The organism is Stenotrophomonas sp. SPM (genome assembly GCF_003105135.1).
Taxonomy (GTDB): Bacteria; Pseudomonadota; Gammaproteobacteria; order Xanthomonadales; family Xanthomonadaceae; genus Stenotrophomonas.
Window position 1 is genome coordinate 1 of sequence record NZ_QETL01000053.1, and the last position, 26,218, is coordinate 26,218.

The 26,218-nt window shown below is 65.8% G+C and carries 23 protein-coding genes and 1 pseudogene; 10 read left to right on the forward strand and 14 right to left on the reverse strand.

All coding sequences use genetic code 11. From position 1 onward, the window contains the following. Window positions 1–240 precede the first annotated feature (240 nt). The 8 genes from DCO49_RS12285 to aspS all read right to left on the reverse strand — a co-directional run bounded on the left by DCO49_RS12285 (window position 241) and on the right by aspS (window position 7,710). Window positions 241–2,160 (reverse strand): potassium transporter Kup, encoded by a 1,920-nt coding sequence (locus DCO49_RS12285; RefSeq protein WP_116864266.1) that lies wholly within the window; start codon window positions 2,158–2,160, stop codon window positions 241–243. A 55-nt stretch (window positions 2,161–2,215) separates the two neighbouring features. Then, a complete protein-coding gene (gene ruvA / locus DCO49_RS12290; RefSeq protein ID WP_025874676.1) occupies window positions 2,216–2,809 on the reverse strand; it encodes a Holliday junction branch migration protein RuvA in 594 nt (197 codons plus the stop codon). Between the two features lie 13 nt (window positions 2,810–2,822). Next, on the reverse strand, window positions 2,823–3,344 hold the full coding sequence (ruvC, locus tag DCO49_RS12295) for a crossover junction endodeoxyribonuclease RuvC (protein WP_116864267.1): 522 nt from the start codon (window positions 3,342–3,344) through the stop codon (window positions 2,823–2,825). Between the two features lie 105 nt (window positions 3,345–3,449). Beyond that, window positions 3,450–4,181: a YebC/PmpR family DNA-binding transcriptional regulator gene (locus DCO49_RS12300; protein ID WP_108769730.1), complete on the reverse strand. Its 732-nt coding sequence runs from the start codon at window positions 4,179–4,181 to the stop codon at window positions 3,450–3,452. Between the two features lie 170 nt (window positions 4,182–4,351). After that, complete coding sequence (locus DCO49_RS12305) at window positions 4,352–4,984, reverse strand: alpha/beta hydrolase (protein ID WP_116864268.1); 633 nt, start codon at window positions 4,982–4,984, stop codon at window positions 4,352–4,354. Between the two features lie 77 nt (window positions 4,985–5,061). Beyond that, entirely contained in the window at window positions 5,062–5,583 is a 522-nt protein-coding gene (locus DCO49_RS12310) for a GNAT family N-acetyltransferase (protein WP_079222903.1), read from the reverse strand. 32 nt (window positions 5,584–5,615) lie between these two features. Further along, on the reverse strand, window positions 5,616–5,942 hold the full coding sequence (locus tag DCO49_RS12315; protein ID WP_116864269.1) for a DNA primase: 327 nt from the start codon (window positions 5,940–5,942) through the stop codon (window positions 5,616–5,618). Between the two features lie 16 nt (window positions 5,943–5,958). Further along, window positions 5,959–7,710: an aspartate--tRNA ligase gene (aspS, locus tag DCO49_RS12320; protein WP_079222905.1), complete on the reverse strand. Its 1,752-nt coding sequence runs from the start codon at window positions 7,708–7,710 to the stop codon at window positions 5,959–5,961. 158 nt (window positions 7,711–7,868) lie between these two features. Here aspS and DCO49_RS12325 point away from each other — a divergent pair, with 158 nt between their 5' ends. Beyond that, window positions 7,869–8,609: a DUF3011 domain-containing protein gene (locus DCO49_RS12325; RefSeq protein WP_116864270.1), complete on the forward strand. Its 741-nt coding sequence runs from the start codon at window positions 7,869–7,871 to the stop codon at window positions 8,607–8,609. Window positions 8,610–8,628: 19 nt separating this feature from the next. Here DCO49_RS12325 and DCO49_RS12330 read toward each other — a convergent pair whose 3' ends face one another. The 3 genes from DCO49_RS12330 to blaL2 all read right to left on the reverse strand — a co-directional run bounded on the left by DCO49_RS12330 (window position 8,629) and on the right by blaL2 (window position 11,545). Beyond that, on the reverse strand, window positions 8,629–9,270 hold the full coding sequence (locus tag DCO49_RS12330; RefSeq protein WP_116864271.1) for a hypothetical protein: 642 nt from the start codon (window positions 9,268–9,270) through the stop codon (window positions 8,629–8,631). Window positions 9,271–9,326: 56 nt separating this feature from the next. Then, complete coding sequence (locus DCO49_RS12335; protein ID WP_116864272.1) at window positions 9,327–10,556, reverse strand: cation:proton antiporter; 1,230 nt, start codon at window positions 10,554–10,556, stop codon at window positions 9,327–9,329. Window positions 10,557–10,639: 83 nt separating this feature from the next. After that, window positions 10,640–11,545 (reverse strand): L2 family extended-spectrum class A beta-lactamase, encoded by a 906-nt coding sequence (blaL2, locus tag DCO49_RS12340; RefSeq protein ID WP_116864273.1) that lies wholly within the window; start codon window positions 11,543–11,545, stop codon window positions 10,640–10,642. 175 nt (window positions 11,546–11,720) lie between these two features. On the opposite strand from blaL2, the gene ampR reads away from it, so the two are divergent. Continuing rightward, window positions 11,721–12,587 carry a LysR family transcriptional regulator AmpR gene (ampR, locus tag DCO49_RS12345; protein WP_116864274.1) on the forward strand — a complete coding sequence of 289 codons (867 nt, stop codon included), beginning with the start codon at window positions 11,721–11,723 and terminating at the stop codon, window positions 12,585–12,587. A gap of 136 nt (window positions 12,588–12,723) precedes the next feature. On the opposite strand, the gene abc-f is transcribed toward ampR, so the two are convergent. Continuing rightward, window positions 12,724–14,589: a ribosomal protection-like ABC-F family protein gene (abc-f, locus tag DCO49_RS12350; RefSeq protein WP_116864275.1), complete on the reverse strand. Its 1,866-nt coding sequence runs from the start codon at window positions 14,587–14,589 to the stop codon at window positions 12,724–12,726. Between the two features lie 337 nt (window positions 14,590–14,926). On the opposite strand from abc-f, the gene DCO49_RS12355 reads away from it, so the two are divergent. Both DCO49_RS12355 and ybaL read left to right on the forward strand, forming a co-directional pair. Beyond that, complete coding sequence (locus tag DCO49_RS12355; RefSeq protein ID WP_116864276.1) at window positions 14,927–17,314, forward strand: TonB-dependent receptor; 2,388 nt, start codon at window positions 14,927–14,929, stop codon at window positions 17,312–17,314. A 171-nt stretch (window positions 17,315–17,485) separates the two neighbouring features. Continuing rightward, window positions 17,486–19,183 carry a YbaL family putative K(+) efflux transporter gene (ybaL, locus tag DCO49_RS12360; RefSeq protein ID WP_116864277.1) on the forward strand — a complete coding sequence of 566 codons (1,698 nt, stop codon included), beginning with the start codon at window positions 17,486–17,488 and terminating at the stop codon, window positions 19,181–19,183. A gap of 264 nt (window positions 19,184–19,447) precedes the next feature. On the opposite strand, the gene DCO49_RS12365 is transcribed toward ybaL, so the two are convergent. Both DCO49_RS12365 and DCO49_RS12370 read right to left on the reverse strand, forming a co-directional pair. Next, a complete protein-coding gene (locus DCO49_RS12365) occupies window positions 19,448–20,734 on the reverse strand; it encodes an aminotransferase class V-fold PLP-dependent enzyme (RefSeq protein WP_116864278.1) in 1,287 nt (428 codons plus the stop codon). A gap of 91 nt (window positions 20,735–20,825) precedes the next feature. Further along, window positions 20,826–21,389, reverse strand: coding sequence for a hypothetical protein (locus DCO49_RS12370; protein WP_243402732.1), 564 nt, complete (start codon window positions 21,387–21,389; stop codon window positions 20,826–20,828). A 270-nt stretch (window positions 21,390–21,659) separates the two neighbouring features. Between DCO49_RS12370 and DCO49_RS12375 the strand changes: the two genes are divergently transcribed. From DCO49_RS12375 to DCO49_RS12400, 6 genes and pseudogenes are all read left to right on the forward strand, one after another. Then, window positions 21,660–22,319: a hypothetical protein gene (locus tag DCO49_RS12375; RefSeq protein ID WP_133249428.1), complete on the forward strand. Its 660-nt coding sequence runs from the start codon at window positions 21,660–21,662 to the stop codon at window positions 22,317–22,319. Further along, window positions 22,316–23,563, forward strand: coding sequence for a hemolysin (locus DCO49_RS12380; protein WP_116864281.1), 1,248 nt, complete (start codon window positions 22,316–22,318; stop codon window positions 23,561–23,563). Before DCO49_RS12375 ends, DCO49_RS12380 begins: the two co-directional genes overlap by 4 nt. A gap of 18 nt (window positions 23,564–23,581) precedes the next feature. Beyond that, a complete protein-coding gene (locus DCO49_RS12385; RefSeq protein WP_116864282.1) occupies window positions 23,582–23,962 on the forward strand; it encodes a hypothetical protein in 381 nt (126 codons plus the stop codon). A 151-nt stretch (window positions 23,963–24,113) separates the two neighbouring features. Continuing rightward, entirely contained in the window at window positions 24,114–24,764 is a 651-nt protein-coding gene (locus tag DCO49_RS12390) for a hypothetical protein (RefSeq protein ID WP_116864283.1), read from the forward strand. Next, window positions 24,765–26,000 carry a hemolysin gene (locus DCO49_RS12395; protein ID WP_116864284.1) on the forward strand — a complete coding sequence of 412 codons (1,236 nt, stop codon included), beginning with the start codon at window positions 24,765–24,767 and terminating at the stop codon, window positions 25,998–26,000. It begins immediately after the preceding gene. A gap of 18 nt (window positions 26,001–26,018) precedes the next feature. Continuing rightward, window positions 26,019–26,218, forward strand: a pseudogene (locus DCO49_RS12400) (hypothetical protein); the annotation flags it as partial.

Here is a 26,218-nt window from a genome sequence, read left to right on the forward strand (position 1 = left end):
ATGGGGGGCTTGGTCGCGGCATCCATGCCGCTCACACCCCCTCAACCGGCCCCACCCCGCCTTCGACAGTTCACTGCGGTCTGCCGGAACGGCGTTCTGCTTTGGTGGGTGCCGACCGTTGGTCGACACGGTAGATCCACGCCATGCGTGGATGGAACAAAGCAGGAGAGTGGGCTCGGTTTCAGGCGCGCGCCGCCCGCGGTTTGCGCAGCAAACCGTGGGACGTAGCGCAGGTGGAGATTAAATCTCCACCTGCGCGCCCAGTTCTACCAGGCGATTGCCCGGAATGCGGAAGAAGCCCGTCGCCGGGGCGGCGTTGCGATGCATCAGCGCGAACAGCTTGTCGCGCCAGATCGGCATGCCGCGGTTGGCGGTGGCGACGATGGTTTCGCGGCTGGCGAAGAACGTGGTATCCATCGGGTCGAAGTAGATGCCGCCGTGGTCGCACGAACGCATCAGCGCCAGCGGAACGTCCGGGGTTTCCATGAAGCCGAAGCGCACGTAAACCCGGTAGAACTCGTCGCCCACCGATTCGATCTTCAGCCGCTGCCCTTCCATCGCATAGGGAATGGGCAGGGTTTTCACGTGCAGGAACACGTTGCGCTCGTGCAGCACCTTGTTGTGCTTGAGGTTGTGCATCAGCGCATGTGGGGCCACGGTCGGGTCGGCGGTGAGGAACACCGCGGTGCCCGGGACGCGCACCGGCGGCGCCAGCATCAGCCCCGGCAGGAAGGTGTCGATGCGGATGCCGTCCTTGCGGATCTCATCGCGCAGCAGCTCGCGGCCACGGCGCCAGGTGCGCATCATGGTGAACAGGAAGATGCCCAGCACCACCGGGAACCACGCGCCCTGCAGCAGCTTGGCGCCGTTGGCGATGACGAAGCCCAGGTCGATGATGAAGAACACCACGCACAGCGGCAGGATCCAGTTGCGTGCCTTCGGCCACAGCGAGCGGGCCACCAGGGCCAGCAGCAGGGTGTCGATGAGCATGGTGGCCGACACCGAGATGCCGTAGGCCACGGCCAGGTTGGACGAGCTGCGGAACGCCAGCACCAGGCCGATGACCATCACCGCGATGCCCCAGTTGATGCCGGGGATGTAGATCTGGCCGATGGTGTCGTGCGAGGTGTGCTTGATGCGCATGCGCGGGATATAGCCCAGCTGCATCGCCTGGCGCGACACCGAGAACGCACCGGTGATGACCGACTGCGAAGCGATGACCGCGGCCATGGTGGCCAGGATGATCATCGGGTACAGCGCCCAGTCCGGCACAGCCTCGAAGAACGGGTTCTTCACCGCCTCCGGATGGTTGAGCACCAGCGCGCCCTGCCCCAGGTAGTTCAGCACCAGGCACGGCAGCACGAAGAAATACCATGCGTGCCGGATGGGCTTGGCGCCGAAGTGGCCCATGTCGGCGTACAGCGCCTCGCCACCGGTCACCGCCAGCACCACCGCACCGAGGATGAAGATGCCGTGCCAGCCGTGCTCCATGAAGAAGCGGATGGCCCACCACGGGTTGAAGGCCTTCAGCACTTCCGGTGAATCGACGATGTTGTAGATGCCGATGGCGGCCAGCGAGAGGAACCAGATCGAGGTGATCGGCCCGAACAGCTTGCCGATCCGCTCGGTGCCGAAGCGCTGGACCGCGAACACGGCCATCAGCACCACCACGGTGATGGGCACGATGAAGGCATGCAGGCCCGGGGCCGCTACCTCCAGGCCTTCCACCGCGCCGAGCACGGAGATCGCCGGGGTGATCACACCATCGCCGAAGAACAGCGAGGCACCGAAGATGCCGAGGATGCCGACCACATACGCCGAGCGCGACCCGTTGCGCAGGGTGCGCTGGGTCAGCGCCATCAGCGCCATGATGCCGCCCTCGCCGTCATTGTCGGCGCGCATGATGATGGTCACGTACTTCAGGGTGACCACGATGTTGAGCGCCCAGAACGCCAGAGACAGCACGCCCAGCACGGTGTCGTGGTCGCTGTTGAGCCCGTAGTGCGGCGAGAACGCCTCTTTCAGGGTGTACAGCGGGCTGGTACCGATATCGCCGAAGACCACGCCGATCGCACCGATGATCAGCGCCAATCCCCCGGCCGGGGGGGCGTGACCATGGCCGCCAGGGGCGGCTGCGTGCGGGGTTTGACTGCTGGACATTGGACTCCTGGCGAAGCTCAGGCGATGGGGGAATGGGAAAGGATCAGCGCGCGCTTCAGCGCAGCGCCGACTGCAGGGCCTTGCGGATGACGGTGGCCACTTCGTCGCCTTCATTGAAGGCTTCGCGGGCCATGCGTGCCGCTTCGGTCGGCTTGTAGCCCAGCTGCTGCAGGGCCACGGTGGCGTCGGACAGCGGATCGGCCGGGGCCGGGCCGCTGCCGGTGGGCAGGGCGCCGCCGGCACCGAACTGGGCGGCACGGTCACGCAGCTCCAGCACCATGCGCTCGGCGGTCTTCTTGCCGATGCCCGGGATGCGGGTCAGCGCGGTGATGTCACCGGCCTGGACCATGCGTGCGAACTCCTCGACGGTGACGCCGGACAGCACGGCCAGCGCGATCTTCGCGCCGATGCCGCTGACCTTCTGCACATCGCGGAACAGCCGGCGCTCACCCTCGCGCAGGAAGCCGTACAGCGAGACGCTGTCTTCCTTCTGCGAGTAGTGGGTGTACAGGGTGACCTCGCGGCCGAGCTCGGGCAGGTCATAGAAGGTGCTCATCGGCGCCTCCAGTTCATAGCCCACCCCGTTCACGTCCACCACCAGCCACGGCGGTGCCTTGTAGGCGACGATGCCGCGCAGTCGACCGATCATTGCGTGCAGCTCCTCATTTGCGGCCCCAGGCCTGGCGGGCACTGAGCCCCAGGCGGTTGGCCGTCGCCCTTACGTGGGCATGGGTGATTGCCACGGCCAACGCGTCGGCCGCGTCGGCCTGCAGCTTGGTTTTCAGGTTGAGCATGAGCCCGACCATGTGTTGAACCTGTTGCTTTTCGGCGCCACCGCGGCCGACCACGGCCAGCTTGATCTCGCTGGCCGCGTATTCGTGCACCGGCAGGTCGCGCAGGACCACCGCCGAGATGGCTGCGCCACGGGCCTGGCCCAGCTTCAGCGCCGAATCGGGGTTGCGGGCCATGAAGACCTTTTCGATGGCCACTTCGTCCGGCTGGAACTGCTGGCACAGATCGGCCAGGCCCAGCACCAGCAGCTTCATGCGCTGGGGGAAATCGTCGGCGCCCAGCAGCACCAGCGGCTGGTGGTGCACGTGGCTGACCTTGCCGGCGGCGTCGACATCAATGATGCCGACCCCGGTCCGCTGGGAACCGGGGTCGATGCCGAGGATGCGGGTCATGCGGCACTCCTGGCCGGGTGGAACGGGAAACGCTGGCAGGCGTATGGGCTCATGACTGTCCGCGGTGACCGTTCAACGGCCCGCGCCCAGACCGTCTGGGACGGCTCAGGCGTAGGCGTCGGCGCCGAGTTCGGCGTTGGAGTACACGTCCTGCACGTCGTCCAGGTCTTCCAGCATGTCCAGCAGCTTCTTGACCTGCAGGGCGACGTCGCCCTCGACCTTGATGTCGTTGTCCGCGCGGAAGGTGATCTCGGCGTGGTCGGCGACATGGCCGGCTGCGGCCATTCCATCCTTGACCGCGTTGAACGCGTCCGGGCTGGTGACCACGTCGATCGCACCGTCTTCCGGGTAGACCACGATGTCGTCGGCGCCGGCCTCGATGGCGGCTTCGGTGATCGCTTCTTCATCGGCACCGGCGGCGAAATGCAGCACGCCCAGGCGCTTGAACATGAAGGCAACCGAGCCTTCGGTGCCCATGTTGCCGCCGCACTTGCTGAACGCGTGGCGGACATCGGCCACGGTGCGCACGCGGTTGTCGGTCAGGCAGTCGACGATGACGGCGACGCCGCCCGGGGCGTAGCCCTCGTAGCGGATTTCCTCGTAATCGACGCCTTCCAGTTCACCGGTGGCCTTCTTGATGGCGCGCTCGATCACGTCCTTGGACATGTTCACGCTCAGACCCTTGTCCATGGCCACGCGCAGGCGCGGGTTGTTGTTGGGGTCGCCTCCACCGCCGCGCGCGGCAACGCCGATCTCGCGGATGATCTTGGTGAAAATCTTGCCGCGCTTCGCGTCAGACGCGTTTTTGCGGTTTTCGATCGAGGGACCTCTTCCCATGGGTGTTACCGTCTGGCTGCTTCAGGATCAAGGCGCGGATTCTACCTGATCGGCGGCGGCAACCGTGTCTAGGCCCGTGTTGTTGTAGAGCCGAGCCAATGCTCGGCTCAATGGGCCCGACGGGAGTGCAGCCGAGCATGGGCTCGGCTCTACAGGGCGCCCCCCCTGCCCTACGCCGCTGCGGCGTCGCGGCTGTGGTCGAACTGGCCGTGGCGCAGGAAGTGCGCGGTCTGCCGCGCGGCGTCGGGCGACACCACCAGGCCGCTGTGGCTGGTGCGCACCACGCAGTGGTCGGCCAGGCCCGGCAGCCGGGTCTCGGCCAAGGCCACGGTGCCGTCGGATACGTCATCCAGCGCACCCAGCAGGCTGCCCAGCCCATGCGGCACTGAGCCGGCGATCAGGCCGACCTTCGCCCTGCCCTGCCAGTCCGGCAGGCCATCGAGCAGCAGTTCACTGCTGCGCCCCAGGGCCAGGCCCCAGCCGTGGTCGGACAGCGAGCGCGCCGTGCCACTGCCGCGCAGCGGCGAACCCAGGCAGACCACGCGCTGCACGTCCAGCTGCGGCTGGCGGCGCAGGGCCTCCAGCGCCAGCAGGCCTCCCAGGCTGTGGCCGACCAGCGACAGCGGTCCGGCGTCGGCCAGCCGCTCCAGCAGCTGCGGCACGGCCACATCGGGGCCACCGAAGATGGAGGAGTAACCGAAGGTATGCACCTGGAAACCACGGGCGCGCAGGCGCCAGGCCAGTGGCCCGACCCAGGCGCGGGCGTTCCAGATGCCGTGCAGCAGCAGTACGGGGGGAGTCATGCGTTACAGCCTGGCGTTCGGCGGGGCGGGACGTACGGTGATTGAACAGAATCGACCGGCAAGCGCCGGTGAACATCTCACGCCGGACGCGGAACCCGGCGCAGGATGAATTCCAGGTCGTTGGTTTCGCCGACCGGGAACAGGTACTCGCCGGCTTTCTCGAAGCCGTAGCGGGCATAGAAGCGCTGGGCACCGAAGTTTTCCGACCACACCCCCAGCCACAGGGTGCGCGGGCCGTCCTGTTCCAGCCAGGCCAGTGCGGTTTCCAGCAGGCGGCTGCCCCAACCACAACTCTGTTGGGTCTTGATCAAGTACAGGCGCTTGAGCTCACCGTCACCGGGCTTCACGTCCGGGTGCGGCAGCCCGCAGGGGCCGGCGGCGGCATGGCCGACCGCCTCCCCGTCCAGCTCCAGCAACCACACCGCGTAATCGGGGTGAGCCAGGATGGTGCGCTGCCGTTCCACCGTATAGGACTCCTCGAGGAAGTCCTGCAGGTGCTGCGGCGGATACAGATGGCCGAAGGTCTCGGTGAAGGTGCGGGCAGCCAGCGCCGACAGGGTCGGCGCATCGTCCACGGTGGCGCGGCGGATGGAATACATGGGGCGAGTGGACGCCAGGGCGACGGTCGGGGTCAAGCCCGTTCCGACGACTCGGTTTCGTCCTCTTCTTCTTCCTCGTCCTCTTCCTCGTATTCCTCTTCGTCCTCGTCCTCGCCCTCTTCTTCCTCGTCCTCGTCGAACGCTTCCTCTTCGTCGTCCTCGTAATCCTCGACGCCGAAGTCTTCACCATCCCAACGGCCTTCGCCGTCGGCGACGAAGGTCAGGGCCATCGCCGCCGGGTTGTTTCCGACACGGACCAGCCAACCACCGAAGACGCGTGCACGCTCGGTGACCAGGTTGGCCTCGGAGCCTTCATTGCCCAGCTTTTCCCACTCCAGCGAAAACGCAAACTCGGTCATTGCCTGGATCTCCTGATCAGTTGGTCTTGGGGCGAACCTGGATGTGCACTTCGGCCAGCTGCGTATCGACGATCGGCGACGGCGCATCGGTCATCAGGTCCTGCGCACCGGTGGTCTTCGGGAACGGAATGACGTCTCGGATCGACTCGGTGCCGGCCATCAGCGCAGCGATGCGGTCGATGCCGAAGGCGATGCCGCCGTGCGGCGGTGCGCCGTAGTTCAGCGCGTCGAGCAGGAAGCCGAACTTGGCACGGGCCTCTTCGGCACCGATGCCCAGCAGCTCGAACACCGCGCTTTGCATGTCCGGGCGGTGGATACGGATCGAGCCGCCGCCGATTTCATTGCCGTTGAGCACCATGTCGTAGCCGCGCGACACGGCGGTACGGGCGTTGGCGCGCAGGTCGGCGATGTCGTCCACGGCCGGCGCGGTGAACGGGTGATGCAGGGCGACGTAGCGCTGGTCTTCGTCGTCCCATTCGAACATCGGGAAGTCGGTGACCCACAGCGGGGCCCAGCCGTCGGCGACCAGGCCGAAGTCCTTGCCGGCCTTCAGGCGCAGGGCGCCCATGAAGTCGGAGACCTTGTTGTAGCCACCGGCACCGAAGAACACGATGTCGCCATTGCCGGCACCAACGTGGGCGACCAAGGCGGCGAACGATGCCTCGCTGAAGAACTTCTGGATCGGCGAACTGACTTCGCCGTTGTCGGCGATCTTGATGTAGGCCAGGCCCTTGGCGCCGTACTTGGCGGCGTGCGCGGCGTATTCGTCGATCTGCTTGCGCGACAGGGTGGCGCCGCCCGGGATGCGCAGCGCGGCCACGCGGCCTTCGGCGTCATTGGCCGGGCCGGTGAACACGGCGAACTCGCTGTCCTTGACCAGCTCGGCCACGTCCACCAGTTCCAGCGCGATGCGCAGGTCCGGCTTGTCCGAACCGTAGCGGCGCATCGCCTCGGCCCAGGTCATGCGCGGGAAGGTGGCGGCCAGCTCGACGTCGACCACTTCCTTGAAGATGGCGCGGATCATCGACTCGACGAAGTCCTGCACGTCCTGCTCGCGGACGAAGGCGAATTCCATGTCCAGCTGGGTGAACTCCAGCTGGCGGTCGGCACGCAGGGCCTCGTCGCGGAAGCAGCGCGCGATCTGGTAGTAACGGTCGAAGCCGGCCACCATCAGGATCTGCTTGAACAGCTGCGGGCTCTGCGGCAGGGCGTAGAACTCGCCCGGGTGCATGCGCGCCGGCACCAGGAAGTCGCGGGCGCCTTCCGGGGTGGCCTTGGTCAGGATCGGGGTTTCGATGTCCTGGAAGCCGCGCTCGTCCAGATGGCGGCGCAGGGCCTGCACCAGCTTGATGCGGGTGCGCTGCATGCGCTGCATTTCCGGGCGGCGCAGGTCCAGGTAGCGGTACTTCAGGCGGGTGTCTTCGCCCGGGTTCTCGTGCGCGTGGAACGGCAGCGGGGCGGCCTTGTTCAGCACAGTGATGGCGGTGGCGATCACTTCCACCTTGCCGGTGGCCATCTTGTCGTTCACCGCATGGCGGGCGCGCACCACGCCTTCCACCTGCAGCACGTCCTCATAGCCCAGCGAGGCGGCCACGGCGAACACTTCGGCGTTGTCGACCTCCACGGTCACCTGCACGATGCCTTCATGATCGCGGAGATCGATGAAGCAGACGCCGCCCTGGTTACGGGCCACGTCGGTCCAGCCGGCGAGGGTGACAGTCTGGCCAATCAGGGTCTCATCGACCAGGCCGCAGAAGTGGGTACGCATGGGGGAAAGCTCCGCTGGAGAACGCCGGCGCCCGACGGGGACCGGAAAGCCCCGTATTCTGCGGCCGAGGCCCCGGCCGGGGCAAATGCGGACAGTCACACGGGCTTTATCCCACCCGTCCTTATAGTCGCGCACCACACACCGTATGGGGATTCGCCATGAAACCGCTGTCCCTGGCCAGCCTGGCCCTGACCTTGTCCGTGGGCGGCCCTGCCGGCCTCGCCCTGCCCGTTGCCCCCGCCGCTGCGCAGAACGGCGTCATCCGCTGCGAGAGCCAGAACAACCGCGAGCGGGTCTGCAATACCGGCTGGCGCAGCGCGCAGATGGTGCGCCAGCTGTCCGGCTCATCCTGCGTGGAGGGCCGCACCTGGGGCAGCCGCAACGGCAGCATCTGGGTCACCAATGGTTGCCGGGCCGAGTTCGTCGAGGGCCGCGGCGGCTGGGGTGGTGGCAATGGCGGCAACTGGGGCGGCGGCAGCGGCGGCACCATCCGCTGCGAGAGCCAGGACAACCGCGAGCGGACCTGCCCGACCAACTGGCGCGGCGCGACCCTGGTCCGGCAGATTTCCGGCTCGGCCTGCGTGGAGGGCCAGACCTGGGGCGTCCGGCGCGGCAGCATCTGGGTCAACCGCGGCTGCCGTGGCGAGTTCGCCGAATCGCGTGGCGGCTGGGGCGGTGGCAATGGCGGCAACTGGGGCGGCGGCAACAGCAACTACTCCGTCACCTGCAGCAGCAACAACAATCGCACCCAGAACTGCGACTGGGATGAACGCCAGGGCCGCCCGGTGCTGCAGCAGCAGCTGTCCGGCAGCGCCTGCCAGGAAGGCCGCAGCTGGGGCTATTCGCGTGGGCAGGTGTGGGTGAGCAACGGCTGCCGGGCGCGCTTCGGGACGCGTTGAGGAGCAGCGCCGGGCGTGGTCAGGGCGCTGGCGCGATCTTGTCACCCCACGGTGCCGGCGGCAGCGGCACCGGCTTGCTGAGATCGAATTCGACACGGAAACGGCGCCCCTCCGGCCGGGTCAGTTCGTAGACGAAGCGCTGGTCCGGTTCGATCTCCATCGCCCAGGTGTTGAACGTAGACGCCAGCATGCCGGCGCGGCGGAACATCGCCACCGATTCGCCATCGGCCGGGAACTGCTGGCGCTCGGCGGTGCCCGGTGGCTTGCTGTCGCCGCCATACAGGGTGATCGCATCCGGGCTGCCATCGGCATGGCGGTGGTCGTGCTTGAGCTTCAAGCCGTTTTCGGTACGGGTGATGATCCACGTCCGCGAATGGTCATCGCCGACATGGAACGGAATGCGCAGTTCGTGCCCCGGGTCGGCGCAGCCACGCACATGCATCACCAGGCGCTTGCCGGCGAAGGGATCCTCGCCGGTCGGTGCCGGGGTGTCTTCCACCACTTTGCCTGCGTAGGCCTGCCCGCAGTGGGCGGCGATGGCCGCCATGAACGCATCGGCCGGGGCCGTGGACAGGTCGTGGTTGATCGCAGGCGGCTGCTGCGAACAGGCGGCCAAGCTGCACAGCGCGGCAACGGAAAGCAGGGGGGCACGTACATTCATGCCCCAACCCTAACGGCCATGCCCGGCAGGCGCAAACGGCAGCCTGCCGCACCACCTCACCCCAGCCGGGCCGGGGCCGGCTCCGGCGGCGCGTCCGGCAGCGATTCGGTTGCAGCAACCGGCGCATCGACGCCCTCCCCGGCCGGCTCCTGCTCAACCGGGTCCACATCGAACGGCGTGCGGAACACCAGCGACGGTAACAGCGTGGTCAGCGCCGCGTACAGCAGCAGCGCACCGAACAGCACGGCTGGAATCTGGAACCGGTCACGCATGATCGCCGCCAGCACCAGGGTGAAGATGAGCGTGGGCGCCAATGCCAGCGACACCCGCAGGCTGCTACGGAAACTTTCACCGAACATGACCCGGCGCTGCAGCCAGACCACGGCAATACGCAGCGGCAGTACCACCAGGGTGATCACGATGCCCAGCCCCAGCGCTTCAAAGCTCAGTGCTTCGCTGGGCACCTTGGTGCCTGCATTGAAGAAATAGAACGGTACGAAGAACGAGGCGAACAGCCGCAGCGCGTGCAGGTTTTCATGCGAGGCCAGCAACGGCATGCGCTGGTGCAGCAGCCTCGCCACCAGCCCTGCGATGAAGGCACCTACCAGGTAATACACCCCAAGCACATAGGTGATGTACGCCGCCACCATCCCTACCATCACCAGCAGAGAGAACTCCGAGCCCGGCGCGTGCGGCGCGACCCAGCGGCCCAGCGCGATGAAAACCAGCGGCAGACAGACCATCATGGCCAGCAGGGCGCTGCTGGACAGGGCCATGTGCCATGGATCATCGGCCTGAAGCACCACAAACAACGCCGCCAGCGCCAGCAACTCGCCGGCAATGGCCTTGCTGGTGACCCAGAAGCGCTCGTCTTCGCTGAGCCCAAGCCGGTTCAACGAATCCATGATGAAGCCGGTGGACGGCGTAAGGAGGGCCAGCGCAAGCAGGCCGGCGGCCTGCCACTGGAGGCCGGCGTAGTGCCACGCCAGCCAGCCCACGCCGAACAGCGTGCCGGTGCGCACCACCAGATGCGCCAGCAGCGGCCACATGCCGCGCCGCAGCGCTTTCAGATCGACCTCCAGACCGGCAAACAGGAACAGCGACGAGATGCCCAGCGTGGCGAGCAGGCCGATCACAGCGTCGTGCGAGCGCTCACCCAACCACAACATGGCGATGATGCCGAACAACAGGCAGGTCAACGGCGCGGGCAGACTGAAGCGCTGCAGCGCGCGTGGGATCACCAGCAGCGCGAAGATCAGCAGCAGGTAGATCAGTTCATGACTCATGGCCAGGGCGTCCGCGGAAAAATGCAGCGCGCAGGATGGCGGCGCGGCCGTGAACGGACAAGCATGAAAGGCCAAGCGCCCCGTCAGCCGATCATTGCATCGGCCAGCGCACCGACCCGTGCCAGCACCGCCGCGCGCTGGTCATCGTCCACCGAGGCCCCCTGCAGATACGCCGTCACCACCCACGGCGTACCGCCGGCACGCGCCCACAGCACGGCGATGTCGTTGCGGGTGTCCTCGCCATTGCTGCCGGTCTTGTCACCCACCCGCCAGCGCTTGCCGACGCCAGCGCGCAGGCAGGCATCGCCGGTCTGGTTGTCGATCAGCCAGTCCGCCAGCTGCAAACGGGCTTTTTCCGACAGGCCATCACCCACCGCGAAGCGGGCCAGGCTGGCCGCCATCGCCGCGGGGCTGGTGGTATCGCGCGGATCACCTTTGGCGAACCGGTTCATGTCCGGCTCGTAGCGGTCATTGCGGGTGACCGTGTCGCCCTGCGTGCGCAGGAAGGCGGTCAGCGCGGGCGGGCCGCCACTCACGCCCAGCAGCAGATTGGCAGCGGTGTTGTCACTGGTGGTCAGCGTGCCGCGGCACAGGTCGCGTACGCTCAGATCCTTGCCGACGTGGCGGCGGGCCACCGGGGCGTAGGACAGCAGGTCTTTTTCGGCGATCGGCACGCGGGTGTCCAGCGAGACGCGGCCGGCGTCGGCCAGGCTCAGCACGTGGGCCACCAGCATCGACTTGAACGTGCTGCACATCGGGAAGCGCTCATCCTGGCGATGCCCGCCGATGCGACGGCCGCTGCCGGTGTCGAGCACGGTCACGCCCAGGCGGCCACCACTGGCTTTTTCCAGCGCGGCGAAATCGGCGGCGCTCGCAATCGCGGCAGGGGAGCCCGGTTCGGGGCCAGCGGCCCGCGCCAATGCGGGCGCAAGCAGGGAGGATGCGAGGGCGGCACCACTGAACTGCAGGAATCGACGGCGGGCGTGCATGGGCGGGCTCCGGTGAACGAGACCCGATTATTGGAAGCCCGCTGCCCTGCCACCAGCGGCAATTTTCAGGGACAGGCATGAATTACATTCATGCCTGTCGCTAACAAACCTGCGCCATGGCGAGGCCATGACCGGTCGCGCTAGGATCAGCCATCACCCCACCTCACACCTGGCCATGCTGCACCCTACCCTGCCGCTCAACGCCCTGCGCGCCTTCGAGGCCGCCGCCCGGCATCAGAACTTCACCCGCGCGGCCTTGGAGCTGTGCGTCAGCCAGGCCGCGCTCAGCCACCAGATCCGCGGGCTGGAAGACCGGCTGGGCATCCGCCTGTTCCACCGCCTGCCGCGCGGGGTGGCCCTCACCGACGAGGGCGCGGCGCTGTTCCCGGTGCTCAATGAATCCTTCGAACGCATCTCGGCCAGCATCGCCCGCTACACCGGTGGCCCTGCGCGCGAAGTGCTGACCCTGGGCGTGGTCGGTACCTTCGCCACCGGCTGGCTGCTGCCGCGGCTGGCGGCCTTTGAGGCGACGCACCCGGATATCGAGCTGCGCCTGCAGACCCACAACAACCGCATCGACCTGGCCGGCGAAGGCCTGGACCTGGCGATCCGCTTCGGCGACGGCGACTGGCAGGGCCAAGCCTGCACGGCGATCCTCGATACGCCGTTCGCGCCGTTGTGCGCACCGGCGCTTGCGCGACGGCTGAAGCAGCCGCGCGACCTGGGCACGGTGCCGCTGCTGCGTTCGTACCGCAGCGATGAGTGGCCGCGCTGGCTGCAGACGGCCGGAGTGAGCGGCGTTGAAGCGCGCGGGCCGGTGTTCGATTCGTCGCTGACCGTGGCGATGGCTGCGGCCGGCGGCGCCGGCGTCGCCCTGCTGCCGCTGCGCATGTTCGAACAGGAACTGGCCGAAGGCCGCCTGCTGCAGCCGTTCACGACCACGCTGGAACTGGGCCGCTACTGGCTGACGCGGCTGCGCTCACGCGCCGAACGCGAACCGGCCCGCCGCTTCCGCGAGTGGCTGCAGGCGCAGGGCGGGTAACCTCGCCGGGCATGGCCCGGCACTACCACCGTCGACTGCAACGGTAGCGCCGGTCCGTGCCCGGCGAGCGCAGCGGGTGGTTGGTAGCGCCGCGGATGGTAAAACCGCCAGGCATGGCCCGGCGCTACCATTGCAATCAGGACTCCAGCAGCTCCATCCACGCGGCTTCGGCTTTTTCCAGCTGCGCGGCAGTGGTTTCGCGGTCGCGGCCGAGCACGGCCATGCGGGTGGCATCGGCGTAGTTGGCCGGGTCGGCCAGCTGCCGGTCCAGCTCGGCCAGGCTGTTTTCCAGCTCGGACACCTTGGTTTCGGCAGCGGCCAGCTTGTGCGGGTTGGCCGGCTTCTTCTGCACCACCTGCGCCACCGGGGCGGTCTTGACCACCACCGGCTCTTCCACCTGCTCCATGCGCGCCTTGGTGCCCTGCGCCTGCGGACGGGTACGCAGCCAGGCGGCGTAGGCATCGAGGTCGCCGTCGAACGGCTCGACCACGCCATCGGCCACGCGCCAGAAGGTGTCGCAGACCAGGCCGATCAGGTGGCGGTCATGCGAGACCATCACGAGCGCGCCGTCGAAATCAGCCAGCGCTTCGGCGAGCGCTTCGCGCATTTCCAGGTCAAGGTGGTTGGTCGGTTCGTCGAGCAGCAGCACGTTCGGCTGCTGCCAGGCGATCAGCGCCAGCGCCAGGCGCGCGCGCTCGCCACCGGAGAAGCCATCGACCGGCTCGAACGCGCGGTCACCGGGGAAATTCCACTTGCCGAGGAAATCGCGGAACGACTGGTTCGGCGCATCCGGGGCGATCTCGCGGAAGTGCTCCATCGGCGACTGCCCTTCGTGCAGCGATTCCACCGTGTGCTGGGCGAAGTAGCCGATCTTCAGGTCCGGGTGCGCCGAGCGCTCGCCGGCAATCGGCATCAGCTCGCCCACCAGGGTCTTCACCAGGGTGGTCTTACCCGCGCCGTTGGGGCCGAGCAGGCCGATACGCTGGCCAGCTTCCAGGCCGAAGCCGACGTTGTGCAGGATCACCGCATCGGCGCCGTAGCCAGCCTCGACGTGGTTCAGGCGGATCAGCGAGAACGGCAGCTTGGCCGGAGGCGCGAACTCGATGCGGAACTCGCGCTCGGCACGCACCGCTTCGGTACCGGCCAGCTTGGCCAGGCGCTTCATGCGGCTCTGCGCCTGCGCGGCCTTGCTGGCCTGCGCCTTGAAGCGGTCGATGAAGCTCTGCAGGTGGGCGCGCTCGGCCTGTTCCTTCTCATGCGCGATCTGCTGCTGGCGCAGCTGTTCGGCGCGCTGGCGCTCGAAATCGGTGTAGCCGCCCGGGTAGAGCTTGGCGCCGCCACCGTGCAGGTGCAGGGTGTGGGTGGCCACGTTGTCGAGGAACTCGCGGTCATGCGAGATCAGCAGCAGGGTGCCCGGGTACTTCAGCAGCCACTGTTCCAGCCAGTACACCGCGTCCAGGTCGAGATGGTTGGTCGGTTCGTCGAGCAGCAGCAGGTCGCTGGGCATCATCAGTGCGCGCGCCAGGTTCAGGCGCACGCGCCAGCCGCCGGAGAACGAGGACACCGCGCGGTGGTGCGTCTCGGCCGGGAAGCCCAGGCCGTGCAGCAGCTTGCCGGCGCGCGCTTCAGCGTCGTAGGCGTTCAGCTCGGCCATGCGCGTATGCGCCTCGGCCACGGCTTCCCAGTCCTCGCGGGCGGTGGCGTCGGCCTCGGCGGCCAGCACCGCGGCCACCTCGGTATCGCCGCCCAGCACGAAGCTCAGCGCCGGGTCGGGCAGCGACGGGGTTTCCTGGGCGACGCTGGCGATGCGCACCTTGCCGGGCAGGTCGACGTCGCCCTTGTCCGCCTCCAGCTCGCCCTTCACCGCCGCGAACAGGCTGGACTTGCCAGCACCGTTGCGGCCGACCACACCCACCCGGTAACCGGCGTGCAGGGTCAGGTCGACATTGGACAACAGCAGCCGCTCGCCGCGGCGCAAGGCGAAATTACGAAGCGAAATCATGGGGGAAGGCGTCCATATAACCGAATGGAATGTGCTGGTGAGCACTGTTCCTGCGACGCAATTCTAGCGTTAACGAATACTTGACGCGCCCCGGGAAGCGACGCGGTCGCTCCACATCTCTCCCTCGTCGAGTCCGCGCGCCTCCCGGGCCCCTCCCCCGCCAATGCCCGCCACTGCTAAATGATTGCTTTTGCAACGTTTTTTCACATGACGCGCATTTGACAGCTGCTTAAATTCCCGTTAATTGCTGTATTGCGCACCGCAACAACCGTCGTCCGCCTCACCCCCGTGATGTCGATTCCGGTGCCAGTTCCCGCCAACCGGAGCCCCACCCCCGATGAACCGCAAGACCAGCCTGATCGCCGCCGCCATCGCTGTCGCACTCGGTGGCGCTTCGTTCGCCGCTGCTGCCCAGCAGACCGGCACCGCCGCCAACACCCTCGATACGGTGATCGTCACCGGTACCCGCGTGGCCGACCGTACGGTCGCCGAGTCGCAGTCGCCGATCGACATCATCACCCCGGAAATCCTGCAATCCACCGGTTCCGGCGAACTGGCCACCGCGCTGTCGCGCGCCCTGCCCTCGCTGAACTTCCCGCGCCCGGCCCTGACCGACGGCACCAGCGGCGTGCGCCCGGCGCAGCTGCGTGGCCTCTCTCCCGACCAGGTGCTGGTGCTGGTGAACGGCAAGCGCCAGCACACCTCGGCGATGATCAACGTCAACGGCACCATCGGCCGTGGCTCCTCGGCGGTGGACATCAATGCCATCCCCATCGCTGCCATCGAGCGCGTGGAAGTGCTGCGTGACGGCGCCTCGGCCCAGTACGGCTCGGACGCCATCGCCGGCGTCATCAACATCGTGCTGAAGGGCAGCGGCAGTGGCGGCAGCCTGGCCGTTGACTACGGCCAGTACTCGGCCGGAGACGGCAACAAGTACCAGCTCTCCGGTGACACCGGCGTCGAGTTCGGCAACGGCCGTGGCCGCGTGCACGTTGCCGGCCAGATCAGCCAGCAGGACGAAAGCAACCGCGCCGGCCCGTACCGCGGCACCACCCCGAACACCGGCAATTTCCCGGCCATCGGTGAAACGACCTTCGTCGTCGGCGACCCGCGCGTGGATGCCACCGCGGCCTCGCTCAACGGCAGCTTCGATTTCAGCGACCACGTCACCGGCTACGCCAGCGCGCTGCTCAGCAACCGCGACATCACCTCGTTCGCGTTCTACCGCTCGCCCAACCACAGCGGCCAGACTGCGCTGCTGTCGCAGATCTACCCGGACGGCTATGTGCCGGAGATCAACCAGTACTCGAAGGACCGCTCGCTGGTGGCCGGCGTCAAGGGCAACACCGACAGCGGCTGGACCTGGGACCTCAGCCTGAACCACGGCGAGAACACCCTGGACTTCAACACCCGCAACAGCATCAACTACAGCCTGGGCGCCACCAGCCCGAGCTCGTTCTACGACGGCACGCTGAAGTACCAGCAGGACATCTTCAATGCCGACTTCACCAAGTCGCTGGACTGGGGCCTGGCCTATCCGGTCACCCTGTCCTTCGGCGGTGAATACCGCAAGGAAAAGTGGGACCAGAATCCGGGCGAACTGAACTCCTACACCGGCACCGGTGCCCAGGGCTTCGCCGGCTTCACCCCCACCAATGAAGTGCACGCCGACCGCCACAACTACGCCGTCTATGCCGGCCTGGAAGCGGACCTGACCGACAAGTTCTCTGCCGGCGTGACCGGCCGCTATGAGGACTATTCGGACTTCGGCGACCGCTTCTCCGGCAAGCTGTCCGCGCGCTATGCCTTCACCGACAAGGTCGCGCTGCGTGCCACTGCCTCCAGCGGTTTCCGCGCCCCGTCGCTGGCCCAGCAGGGTTACCAGGCGGTGACCAGCCAGTTCACCAACGGCGTGTTCGTCGAACGCGGCACCTTCCCCACCACCAGCGAGGCCGCACAGGCGCTGGGCGCTTCGCCGCTGAAGGCAGAAACGTCCACCTCCTACAGCCTTGGCCTGGTGCTGCAGCCGGTTGACCGCCTGTACATCACCGTCGATGCGTACCAGATCGACATCGACAACCGCATCGCGCTGTCGTCCAGCATCACCACCAACGCCGCCACCAGCGCACTGCTGGGCACGCTGGGCCTGCCGCAGGTGACCGCGTTCTCGTACTTCACCAACGGCCTGGACACCCGCACCCGCGGTGTTGATTTCGTCTCCAGCTACACCGTGCCGTTCACGGCCAGCAGCCTGGAACTGACCGCGGCCTACAGCTACAACGACACCAAGGTGCAGCGCGTGGGCGGCACCCCGGCCGTGTTCAGCACCCTGGGCCTGACCCAGTCGCTGATCGGCCGTGATGAGATCGGTCGCATCGAGGACAGCTACCCGCGCGACAAGACCGTGCTGAGCGGCACCTGGCGTTCGGACCACTGGGAACTGGGCCTGGCGGCGACCCGCTACGGCGAATTCACCGTGCGCAACTCGGCCACCGCCCTGCGCGACCAGACCTACGGCGACAAGTGGGTGCTGGATGCGTCGGTGAGCTACAAGCCGAGCAGCAACTGGACCCTGACCGTGGGCGCCGACAACCTGCTGGACGAGTACCCGGACCGCACCGAAGACCTGCAGAACTCGACCTTCGGCATGCTGCCCTACAGCAACTACTCGCCGTTCGGCTTCAACGGCGCGTATGTCTACGGCCGCATCAAGTACAACTGGTAAGCGGTAACGCCGGCCACTGGCCGGCAGACCCTTGCCGTATCTGGGGCACTGGTGGGGTCAGAGTCCTTTTCCCGCGGGAAAAGGGATCTGACCCCATTCGCATTTTCGGTTTGCCGTATCTGGCGTCATCGGTGAAAATCGGGGCATCCCCCCGATTTCCTGCGAGTGCCGATGCACCATGACACCGACCTGATCAACATCGTAGCCGTTGGTCTGGGGCTCGCCTTCATCTTCGGCGCGCTGGCCAACAAGCTGCGCTTGTCTCCTCTGGTCGGGTACCTGGTGGCTGGCATCTGCGTCGGCCCGTTCACCCCCGGCTTCGTCGCCGACCAGGCGCTGGCCAACCAGCTGGCCGAACTGGGCGTGATGCTGCTGATGTTCGGCGTCGGCCTGCACTTCTCGCTGAAGGACCTGATGGCGGTGAAGGCCATCGCCATCCCCGGCGCCATCGGCCAGATCGCCGTGGCCACCCTGCTGGGCTGGGGGGTGGCCTGGCTGATGGGCTGGCCGGCCCTGCATGGGGTCATCTTCGGTTTCTCGCTGGCCACCGCCAGTACCGTGGTGCTGCTGCGGGCGATGGAAGAACGCCGCCTGCTGGAAACCCTGCGCGGCAAGATCGCGGTGGGCTGGCTGATCGTCGAGGACCTGGCCTGCGTCCTTGCACTGGTGATGATGCCGGTGCTGGCCGGCGTGTTCGGCCCCGATGCCGCCAAGGAAACCCACACCCTCGGCAGCGTGCTGGCCGACATCGGCTGGACCTTCGTGCAGCTGGGCCTGTTCGTGGCGGTGATGCTGGTGGTCGGCCGCCGGGTCATTCCGTGGATCCTGGAGCGAATCGCCGGCACCGGTTCGCGCGAGCTGTTCACCCTCTCGGTGCTGGCCATTGCGCTGGGCGTGGCGTTCGGCTCGGCCATGCTGTTCGGCGTGTCCTTCGCGCTGGGCGCGTTCTTCGCCGGCATGCTGCTCAACGAATCCGAACTGAGCCACAAGGCCGCTACCGATTCGCTGCCGCTGCGCGATGCGTTCGCGGTGCTGTTCTTCGTCTCGGTCGGCATGCTGTTCGACCCCAACATCATCGTGCAGCACCCGTGGCAGGTGCTGGCGACGGTGGCCATCATCATGTTCGGCAAGTCGGCGGCAGCGTTCTTCATCGTGCGCGCCTTCGGCCACCCGACCAGCACGGCGCTGACCATCTCGGCCAGCCTGGCGCAGATCGGCGAATTCGCCTTCATCATCGCCGGCCTCGGCGTCGCCCTGCAGATCCTGCCCAAGGAGGGCCAGTCGCTGGTGCTGGCCGGTGCGCTGGTGTCGATCATGCTGAACCCGCTGGTGTTCGGCCTGCTGGACCGCTGGCAGGCCAAGCAGGAGAAGTCGCCACAGGCGGCCGAGCCCGAAGAGGCCACCGGCCCCTCCCGCGACCTGCATGGCCACGCCATCGTGATCGGCTACGGCCGCGTGGGCAGCGAGCTGGCGCAAGTGTTGCGCGACCGTGGCGTGCCGGTGCTGGTGATCGATGACAACAAGGAACACGTCGAGCAGGCGCATGCCAAGGGCCTGGCGGCGATCCGCGGCAGCGCGGCGGCCGACCGGGTGCTGGCCGAGGCCCATCCGGAGCGGGCGAAGATCGCGGTGCTGGCCATTCCGCAGCCGCTGGAAGCCGGTGAGGCGCTGGCCAAGCTGCGGGCGATCAACCCGGACCTGACCCTGCTGGCGCGGGCGCACAGCGATGCGGAGGTGAAGCATCTGCTGGAACACGGTGCCGATGGCACGGTGATGGCCGAGCGTGAGCTGGCCTATTCGCTGGCGGAGATGATCATGTCGACGCCGCCGTACCGGAACCTGGGGCAGCACAGCATTCCGGTGGTGTGAGGGCTGTTGGTAGGTGTCGACCTTGGTCGACAGTAGATCCACGCCTTGCGTGGATGCGCTTCGTGACCATCCATCCACTCGATGACCATCCATCCACGCATGGCGTGGATCTATGACAAAAAATCCCCGGCGGGCCCGCACCCGCCGGGGATTTGTCTTGCTGGGACTGCCAGTTCTGCCACGCCTTGGAGAGGCAGTTCCACCGTAACCCATCCTGCCCTGCGTGGTGATCGCCGCTGGCGATGACGACCAAGCCTGCAGCTATCAGGCCGCCGCCAGCGCCTGCTCCAGGTCGGCGCGCAGGTCGCCGATGTGTTCGATACCGATCGACAGCCGCACGGTGTCCTCGCCGACGCCGGCACGGGCCAGTTCGTCGGCGTCCAGTTGGCGGTGCGTGGTCGAGGCCGGATGCGTAGCCAGCGATTTTGCGTCGCCCAGGTTCACCAGCCGGGTGAACAGCTTGAGTGCGTCCAGGAAGCGCGCACCCGCCTCGCGGCCACCGGGCAGGCCGAAGGTCAGTACGCCGGAGCCGTGCCCACCCAGGTAGCGCTGCGCGGCGGCATGTTCGGGGTCGCCGGCCAGGCCGGCATAACGCACCCACGCTACCTTGGCGTGCGCCTGCAGGTACTGCGCCACCGCAAGTGCGTTGGCATTGATCCGCTCCATGCGCAGGGCCAGGGTTTCAATGCCCTGCAGAATCAGGAACGCATTGAACGGCGACAGCGCTGCACCCGTGTTGCGCAGCGGCACCACCCGCGCACGGCCGATGTACGCCGCTGGACCGAGCGCTTCGGTGTAGACCGCGCCGTGGTAGCTGGGGTCGGGTTCGTTCAGACGGGCGAAGCGCTTGCGCTGCGCGACCCAGTCGAAGCGTCCCGAGTCGACGATCGCCCCGCCCAGGCTGGTGCCGTGGCCGCCGAGGTACTTGGTCAGCGAATGCACCACGATGTCGGCACCATGCTCGAACGGGCGCAGCAGGAACGGCGTGGCCACGGAGTTGTCGACGATCAGCGGCACACCGGCGGTATGCGCCACCTCGGCGATGGCGGCGATGTCAGTGACATTCCCGCGCGGGTTGCCGATGGACTCGACGAACACGGCCTTGGTGCGTTCGTCGATGAGCGCGGCGAGCGCAGCGGGATCCGCCGGATCGGCAAAGCGCGCGCTGATGCCGTACTGCGGCAGGGTGTGCGCCAGCAGGTTGAGGCTGCCGCCGTACAGCGCGCTGGCCGCTACGATGTTGTCCCCGGCCTCGGCGATGGTCTGGATGGCATAGGTGATGGCCGCCTGTCCCGAGGCCAGGGCCAACGCACCGATGCCGCCTTCCAGCGCGGCCAGGCGCTGTTCCAGAACGTCGGTGGTGGGGTTCATGATGCGTGTGTAGATGTTGCCCGGCACCCTCAGGTCGAACAGGTCCGCGCCGTGCTGGGTGTCATCGAAGGCGTAGGCCACGGTCTGGTAGATCGGCACCGCCACCGCACGCGTGGTCGGGTCGGGACGATAGCCGCCGTGCACGGCCAGGGTTTCCAGTTGCCACTGCGGGTCACTCATCGCACCTGACTCCATCCGGGAAACGGCCACCATAGGGCAGCCGTGTCGCGCGGGTCAGACCCACTGGCAATCAGACCCTTACTGCGGGTTATCAGCGGCCGTCGCCCGGGCACGCAGGCCCCTCGCCACCACCGCACACCATCACGCCACTGAGCCACTTCACCCAGGTCACCACGTCAGCTTCCTTCACCTCGGTGCGGAACGATTTCTGCACGGTGTAGAAGCCCTCCTTGCCCTGGATGCCCTTGATCCAGGAGGTTTCAGGCTTGCCTGTGGCGGGGTTGAGCGGGCAACTGAGCATCAGCACCGCCATCGGACGGCCGTGTTCTTCCCCCTCACGCAGCCAGTTCGCCTGTGAATCCGGGCAGACCCCGCGCCAGCCGGCTTCCATGGTGCCCAGGAACTCTCGCGGCGAAACCCAAGCGGAATTTGGCGCGATGTTGACGGTGACCATGTCGGTCCACGCTTCCACCGTCTGTCCCTCGGGCACGAACTCGGTGATGTCGCCGGTTTTCGGATCGGATGCCTCGAAAGCTTTGACGTAGCCATCGAACTTTGGCATCAGCACCTGCTCGCTGCTGGCCGCCATCGCAGTAGCGGAGGCCAGGCTGACGCCCAAGGCAAGACACAACGGGACCGCGCGGAACTTCTTCATGGAACTCCTTCTCCTGGTAAGCGATAACTGCATGGGACACGCACAGCATGAAGCATGTCTGGAATGTTCGCCGAGCCTTATGCGACAACGCGTGAGTGTCTGTGACGTATTTGCACGACAAGCGTCTTGCCCGAAATCAGTTACAACGCTAAAAGTGAGATTTTAGTCACTCAATCGAGTGTAGATGTGTATTGATTTGAATTCCGCCCATCCGCAGCCGTATCGTGGAAGCATTCAAGGATGCTGGGTCGATTGATGATGGATCGGTTGATGATGGGACTCAAAAGGCAGCCGGCCAGGTCACGGGTGGTTTCCCATGCGCTCCGCCCCCTGTTGCTGGCATTGCTGCCGCTGCTGGCGGCATGTGGGAGCAAGGAGCGCGGGCCGCCGCCCTACGAGGCCAACCCTAGCCCCAAGGACGCGTATGAGGTTGTCGTCACGACGCACAATGCGCCGGAGGATATATACGTGAAGGGGGCTTGGATTTCCTACACGATTACGAACGGGAACTGCCTCCCCCCAATAGATAACTTCGAGGGTGTTAGCTACGGCATCGAGAAGCACTCCCTCAAGATTCCCCTGGAGAAAATCGATGCTCACACCTACACCGGAACCTACTTCCGCGATGGGCTGGCGGAGAAAGACTATTTTGGCCGTGGCCTCTGTCGCTGGAGAGTTGACTACGTCAGCTCAAGCATTGAGACGGAAAGCACCAGGTCCTTTACGTACTTCCAGATAGTCACGGACCCGCAGCAGCGCACAACCACCCGATTTGCAAAGCGCGCCATTGCACCACGCCTGGATGATGGTGAACGTTATCCCGCCAGTGATCTTTCGGAGGAAAGGTTCAAGCGTGAGATTCCGATCGAGCAACAAAGCGACTTCTTCTCGTACAGCATCACCATCGCCAAAAGGGCTGATGAGCAATGAATTCCAAAGTCCACGCACGACTGTCCAATGAAGCCTATGAGCCGCCTAAATTCGACAAGAATGGGAAGCCAGAGTCCGTTATCATCGACGGCGAGAGGTTTGTTGTAGTCCGCCACATGGACAAGCCCAACGGTTACCAAGGCTCGATCTTTCAGAGTCTGGACACCGGGGCCTACGTCGTAGCCCACCGCGGCACCGAATTCGACCGGCAGCTGCTCAAGGATGGCGTGGTGGACGTCGGCATGGTGACCGGCAAACTCAACGCCCAGCTGCACGATGCACTGGAACTCACTCGAATCGCCAAGGAGATGGCGGACCGGGACAACAGAGCACTGACCGTAACCGGGCATTCTCTCGGCGGCGCATTGGCGCAGATCACCGCCCACCACTACAACCTGCCCGGCGAAGCCTTCAATCCCTACGGCGCGGCTGGTCTGGGCTACAGGATCCGGGAAGGCCAGCCGGCGCACGCCGCCCCGTTCACCAACCACGTCATGGCTGGCGATTTCGTCAGCGCCGCCAGTCAGCACTACGGCAGCGTGCAGATCTATGCCCTGCCCAGTGAACTCAACCTGCTGCGTTCCGCTGACAACATGGCCGCCTTGGGCGGTCCAGCCAAATCCGTGGCCCTCTTCGGGCTCACCCCGGCGCTTGCGGTGCAGATGGCCGATTCACACCGGTTGAAGCACTTTGTGGATGACCCGGCCACGGTGCCACCGCGCCTGTCAGTACTTGGGCAGGAATCGGCGCGGATCACGCAGCCTGAAGACCGGGCCCGAGTAGATGATTTCCGCGAGAACATGGCCATGCAGCGCGATGCCATTACCCGGCTGAGTCGGGGCATCCCGGGCCTTGCCGTGGAGGGCATCGACAAACTGCGTGGCCACGACGAACCAGGCGCCTTTGGCGAGCGACAAGCCCGCGCTGCCGAACTCGCTGCACACCCTTTCAATCCCGCCGAGCGTCGCGAAGCACCCGGCTCAGATGGCGGCCCACGTCGCGAGAAACCGGCCTTTCACAGCAGATCGCCGCTGGAAGATCGCTTGAACGAAATGCTCAACGCCGACCCCGACCGCTTCAAGGTCCTCAACCAGCAGATGTCCACGCTCAATGCCGGCCAGGTGCTGGACCAGCAGGCGCAGTCCCAGGTAAATGCCGAGGACCGGGCGCGCGCGCACAGCCAGGAACAGGCCGCCCAGCAGGCGGCGCAACAGGAACAGGCAGCCTCTGCCATGCGCCGTTGACCTACCGAAGACACCCTCATGGATGAACGCGAACTGGAAGATCTGATCAGCAAGACCGCCTTGCTGATGGAGCGCTACCAGCGAATGTGCACGGACATGGCCCAGCAGCAATCGCAGCTGTCGGCCGCGTTGAATGGGCTTGCACAATCACTGCCCGCGCAGTTCAAAGCCAGCGCCGATGCTGCCGTGGCTGGGGTGAGCCGGGACAGCACAACGGCTGTCAAACAGGCGTTGCTCGCGCCGGTGAGCGCCTATGAGCAGCAACTGGCGGTATCGGCAAAGGGTGTGGGCCGCAGCACCGAAGCACTGGCTGCGGAAGTCAAGCGCTTGCAGCTCGCGTCGCGCGGCGTCTTTGGAATGTTCGCCGAGCCGTATGCGACAACGCGTGAGTGTTTGTGACGTATTCGCAGGACAAGCGTCTTGCCCGAAATCAGTTACAACGTTAAAAGTGAGATTCTCGTCACTTAATTTGGTATGCGAGTCTGCTGGTTTGAAATCTGCCCATTCGCGGCCGTATCGTAGAGACATTTTAAAGATGCGGGATCGGCTGATGATGGAACTCAAAGGGCACCGGATCAGTGCACATGTCCCGTCCCGCGCACGCTGCCCGCTGTTGCTGGCGTTACTGCCGCTGCTGACCGCATGTGGGAGTAAAGAGCGCACGCCGCCTCCCTATGAGGCCAATCCTTCGCCCAAGGAAGCGTATGAGGTCGTCATCACGACGCATGATGCGCCGGAGAGCATCTACGCAACGGGCGCGTACGTGACCTACAAAGTCACAAATGATTGCCTGCCTCCCATCGACAATTTTGAGGGTGTTCGTTACGGGATCGACAAGCACTCGCTCGATATTCCGCTACGGAAAGTCAACCCAACAACATACAAGGGAACGTACTTCCGCGACGGCATCCTCGATCTCGACTACTACGGGAGAGGCCCCTGCGAATGGGAAATAGTCCTGGTCGGCGCGGCACTGAAAGCGGACACCCCCAAGTCTCCCACCTACTTTACGATCTCCACCAGCGTAGACGGCGGGAGTGAGACACGATACTCAAGCAAGAGCATCCAGCCGCTGCTCGGCGAAGGCAGCGCATCTCCGGCAGACAGCATGCCGACGTCCAGGTTCATCAGGACCGTACCGGAAGCTCAGCGCAGCAACTACTTTTCGTACACGATCGCAATCAGTCCAAGGAAGAAATAAATGAGCAAGAACGCCAATGCCGACCTGTCAGACGCAACTTATTTACCACCTCAGTTTGAAGCCAACGGAGCTCCGAAAGAGATCGATGCTGGTGGAGACAAATTTGTAGCCGTGAAACACCTGGACATGCCCAGCGGCTATCAGGGCACGATCTACAAGAACCTTCAGACCGGCGATTACGTCGTTGCGCATCGCGGCACCGAATTTGACCGCCAACCGCTGATGGACGGCGCAATCGATCTGGGAATGGTCTCCACCCGCTTCAATGGACAGCTCAAGGACGCACTGGAACTCACGCGACAAGCCAAGGAACTGGCTGATCGCGATGGCAGCAACGTCTCCGTCACCGGCCACTCCCTCGGTGGCGCGCTGGCGCAGGTCACCGCGCATCACTACAACCTGCCCGGCGAAGCCTTCAACCCTTACGGCGCCAACAGTCTGGGTTACCGCATTCCAGCAGGCCAGCCCAGCAACGCTGCGCCTTTCACCAATCATGTAATGGCCGGCGATTTCGTCAGTGCGGGAGGCAAGCACTACGGGGATGTCGAGATGTATGCACTGCCCAGCGAACTGAAGACACTACGCAATGTCGAATTCGCTTCCCGTCTGGCGGGTGGAATGGCCACCGAGGTTGCCAAGCCGCTGACGGCAGCCATGCTGGGCGATTCCCATCGCATGAAACACTTCGTCGATCATGTAGAAAATGGAGAACAGGTCAAATCGGTCCTCGAGAACCCAGCGGCTCGCATTACCGATGCTGACGACCAGCGCCGTGTGGATGCCTATCGCACCAGCATCCACCAGATACGCGCCACCACCACGGTGATTGCTCGTGGGTCCCCCGGCCTCGCAGTGGATGCGCTGGATGCAATCCGCGGTCCGGAAGAGTCAGGCGCCTACGGACAACGCCAAATAGCCGCAAGGCAGGCAGCTCCGATGTTCAACCCGGCTGAGCACCGCAATGCCCCCGGTTCCGACGGTGGGCCGATGAGGGAAGACCCCACTTTCCACACTCTGTCGCCATTGGGGAATCGCTTGAACGAAATGCTCAACGCCGATCCCGACCGCTTCAAGGTCCTCAACCAGCAGATGTCCACGCTCACTGCTGGCCAGGCACTGGACCAGCAGGCCCAGTCCCAGGTAAATGCCGAGGACCAGGCGCGCGCGCACAGCCAGGAGCAGGCCGTCCAGCAGGCCGCACAACAGGAACAGACAGCCTCGGCCATGCGCCGTTGACCTACCGGAGACACCCTCTTGGATGAACGCGAACTGGAAGATCTGATCAGCAAGACCGCCTTGCTGATGGAGCGCTACCAGCGGATGTGCACGGACATGGCCCAGCAGCAATCGCAGCTGTCGGCCGCGTTGAATGGGCTTGCACAATCACTGCCCGCGCAGTTCAAAGCCAGCGCCGATGCTGCCGTGGCTGGGGTGAGCCGGGACAGCACAACGGC

Bases quoted from the DNA above. Each gene is read 5' to 3' on its own strand.
- DCO49_RS12380 (WP_116864281.1), top strand. From the start codon at position 22,316: ATGAATTCCAAAGTCCACGCACGACTGTCCAATGAAGCCTATGAGCCG.
- abc-f (WP_116864275.1), bottom strand. From the start codon at position 14,589: ATGATTTCGCTTCGTAATTTCGCCTTGCGCCGCGGCGAGCGGCTGCTG.
- DCO49_RS12370 (WP_243402732.1), bottom strand. From the start codon at position 21,389: ATGAAGAAGTTCCGCGCGGTCCCGTTGTGTCTTGCCTTGGGCGTCAGC.
- DCO49_RS12285 (WP_116864266.1), bottom strand. From the start codon at position 2,160: ATGTCCAGCAGTCAAACCCCGCACGCAGCCGCCCCTGGCGGCCATGGT.
- DCO49_RS12315 (WP_116864269.1), bottom strand. From the start codon at position 5,942: ATGACCGAGTTTGCGTTTTCGCTGGAGTGGGAAAAGCTGGGCAATGAA.
- DCO49_RS12300 (WP_108769730.1), bottom strand. From the start codon at position 4,181: ATGGGAAGAGGTCCCTCGATCGAAAACCGCAAAAACGCGTCTGACGCG.
- DCO49_RS12385 (WP_116864282.1), top strand. From the start codon at position 23,582: ATGGATGAACGCGAACTGGAAGATCTGATCAGCAAGACCGCCTTGCTG.
- ruvC (WP_116864267.1), bottom strand. From the start codon at position 3,344: ATGACCCGCATCCTCGGCATCGACCCCGGTTCCCAGCGGACCGGGGTC.
- DCO49_RS12390 (WP_116864283.1), top strand. From the start codon at position 24,114: ATGATGGAACTCAAAGGGCACCGGATCAGTGCACATGTCCCGTCCCGC.
- DCO49_RS12365 (WP_116864278.1), bottom strand. From the start codon at position 20,734: ATGAGTGACCCGCAGTGGCAACTGGAAACCCTGGCCGTGCACGGCGGC.
- ruvA (WP_025874676.1), bottom strand. From the start codon at position 2,809: ATGATCGGTCGACTGCGCGGCATCGTCGCCTACAAGGCACCGCCGTGG.
- ampR (WP_116864274.1), top strand. From the start codon at position 11,721: ATGCTGCACCCTACCCTGCCGCTCAACGCCCTGCGCGCCTTCGAGGCC.
- aspS (WP_079222905.1), bottom strand. From the start codon at position 7,710: ATGCGTACCCACTTCTGCGGCCTGGTCGATGAGACCCTGATTGGCCAG.
- DCO49_RS12305 (WP_116864268.1), bottom strand. From the start codon at position 4,984: ATGACTCCCCCCGTACTGCTGCTGCACGGCATCTGGAACGCCCGCGCC.
- DCO49_RS12335 (WP_116864272.1), bottom strand. From the start codon at position 10,556: ATGAGTCATGAACTGATCTACCTGCTGCTGATCTTCGCGCTGCTGGTG.
- DCO49_RS12375 (WP_133249428.1), top strand. From the start codon at position 21,660: ATGATGGGACTCAAAAGGCAGCCGGCCAGGTCACGGGTGGTTTCCCAT.
- blaL2 (WP_116864273.1), bottom strand. From the start codon at position 11,545: ATGCACGCCCGCCGTCGATTCCTGCAGTTCAGTGGTGCCGCCCTCGCA.
- DCO49_RS12395 (WP_116864284.1), top strand. From the start codon at position 24,765: ATGAGCAAGAACGCCAATGCCGACCTGTCAGACGCAACTTATTTACCA.
- DCO49_RS12330 (WP_116864271.1), bottom strand. From the start codon at position 9,270: ATGAATGTACGTGCCCCCCTGCTTTCCGTTGCCGCGCTGTGCAGCTTG.
- DCO49_RS12310 (WP_079222903.1), bottom strand. From the start codon at position 5,583: ATGTATTCCATCCGCCGCGCCACCGTGGACGATGCGCCGACCCTGTCG.
- ybaL (WP_116864277.1), top strand. From the start codon at position 17,486: ATGCACCATGACACCGACCTGATCAACATCGTAGCCGTTGGTCTGGGG.
- DCO49_RS12325 (WP_116864270.1), top strand. From the start codon at position 7,869: ATGAAACCGCTGTCCCTGGCCAGCCTGGCCCTGACCTTGTCCGTGGGC.
- DCO49_RS12355 (WP_116864276.1), top strand. From the start codon at position 14,927: ATGAACCGCAAGACCAGCCTGATCGCCGCCGCCATCGCTGTCGCACTC.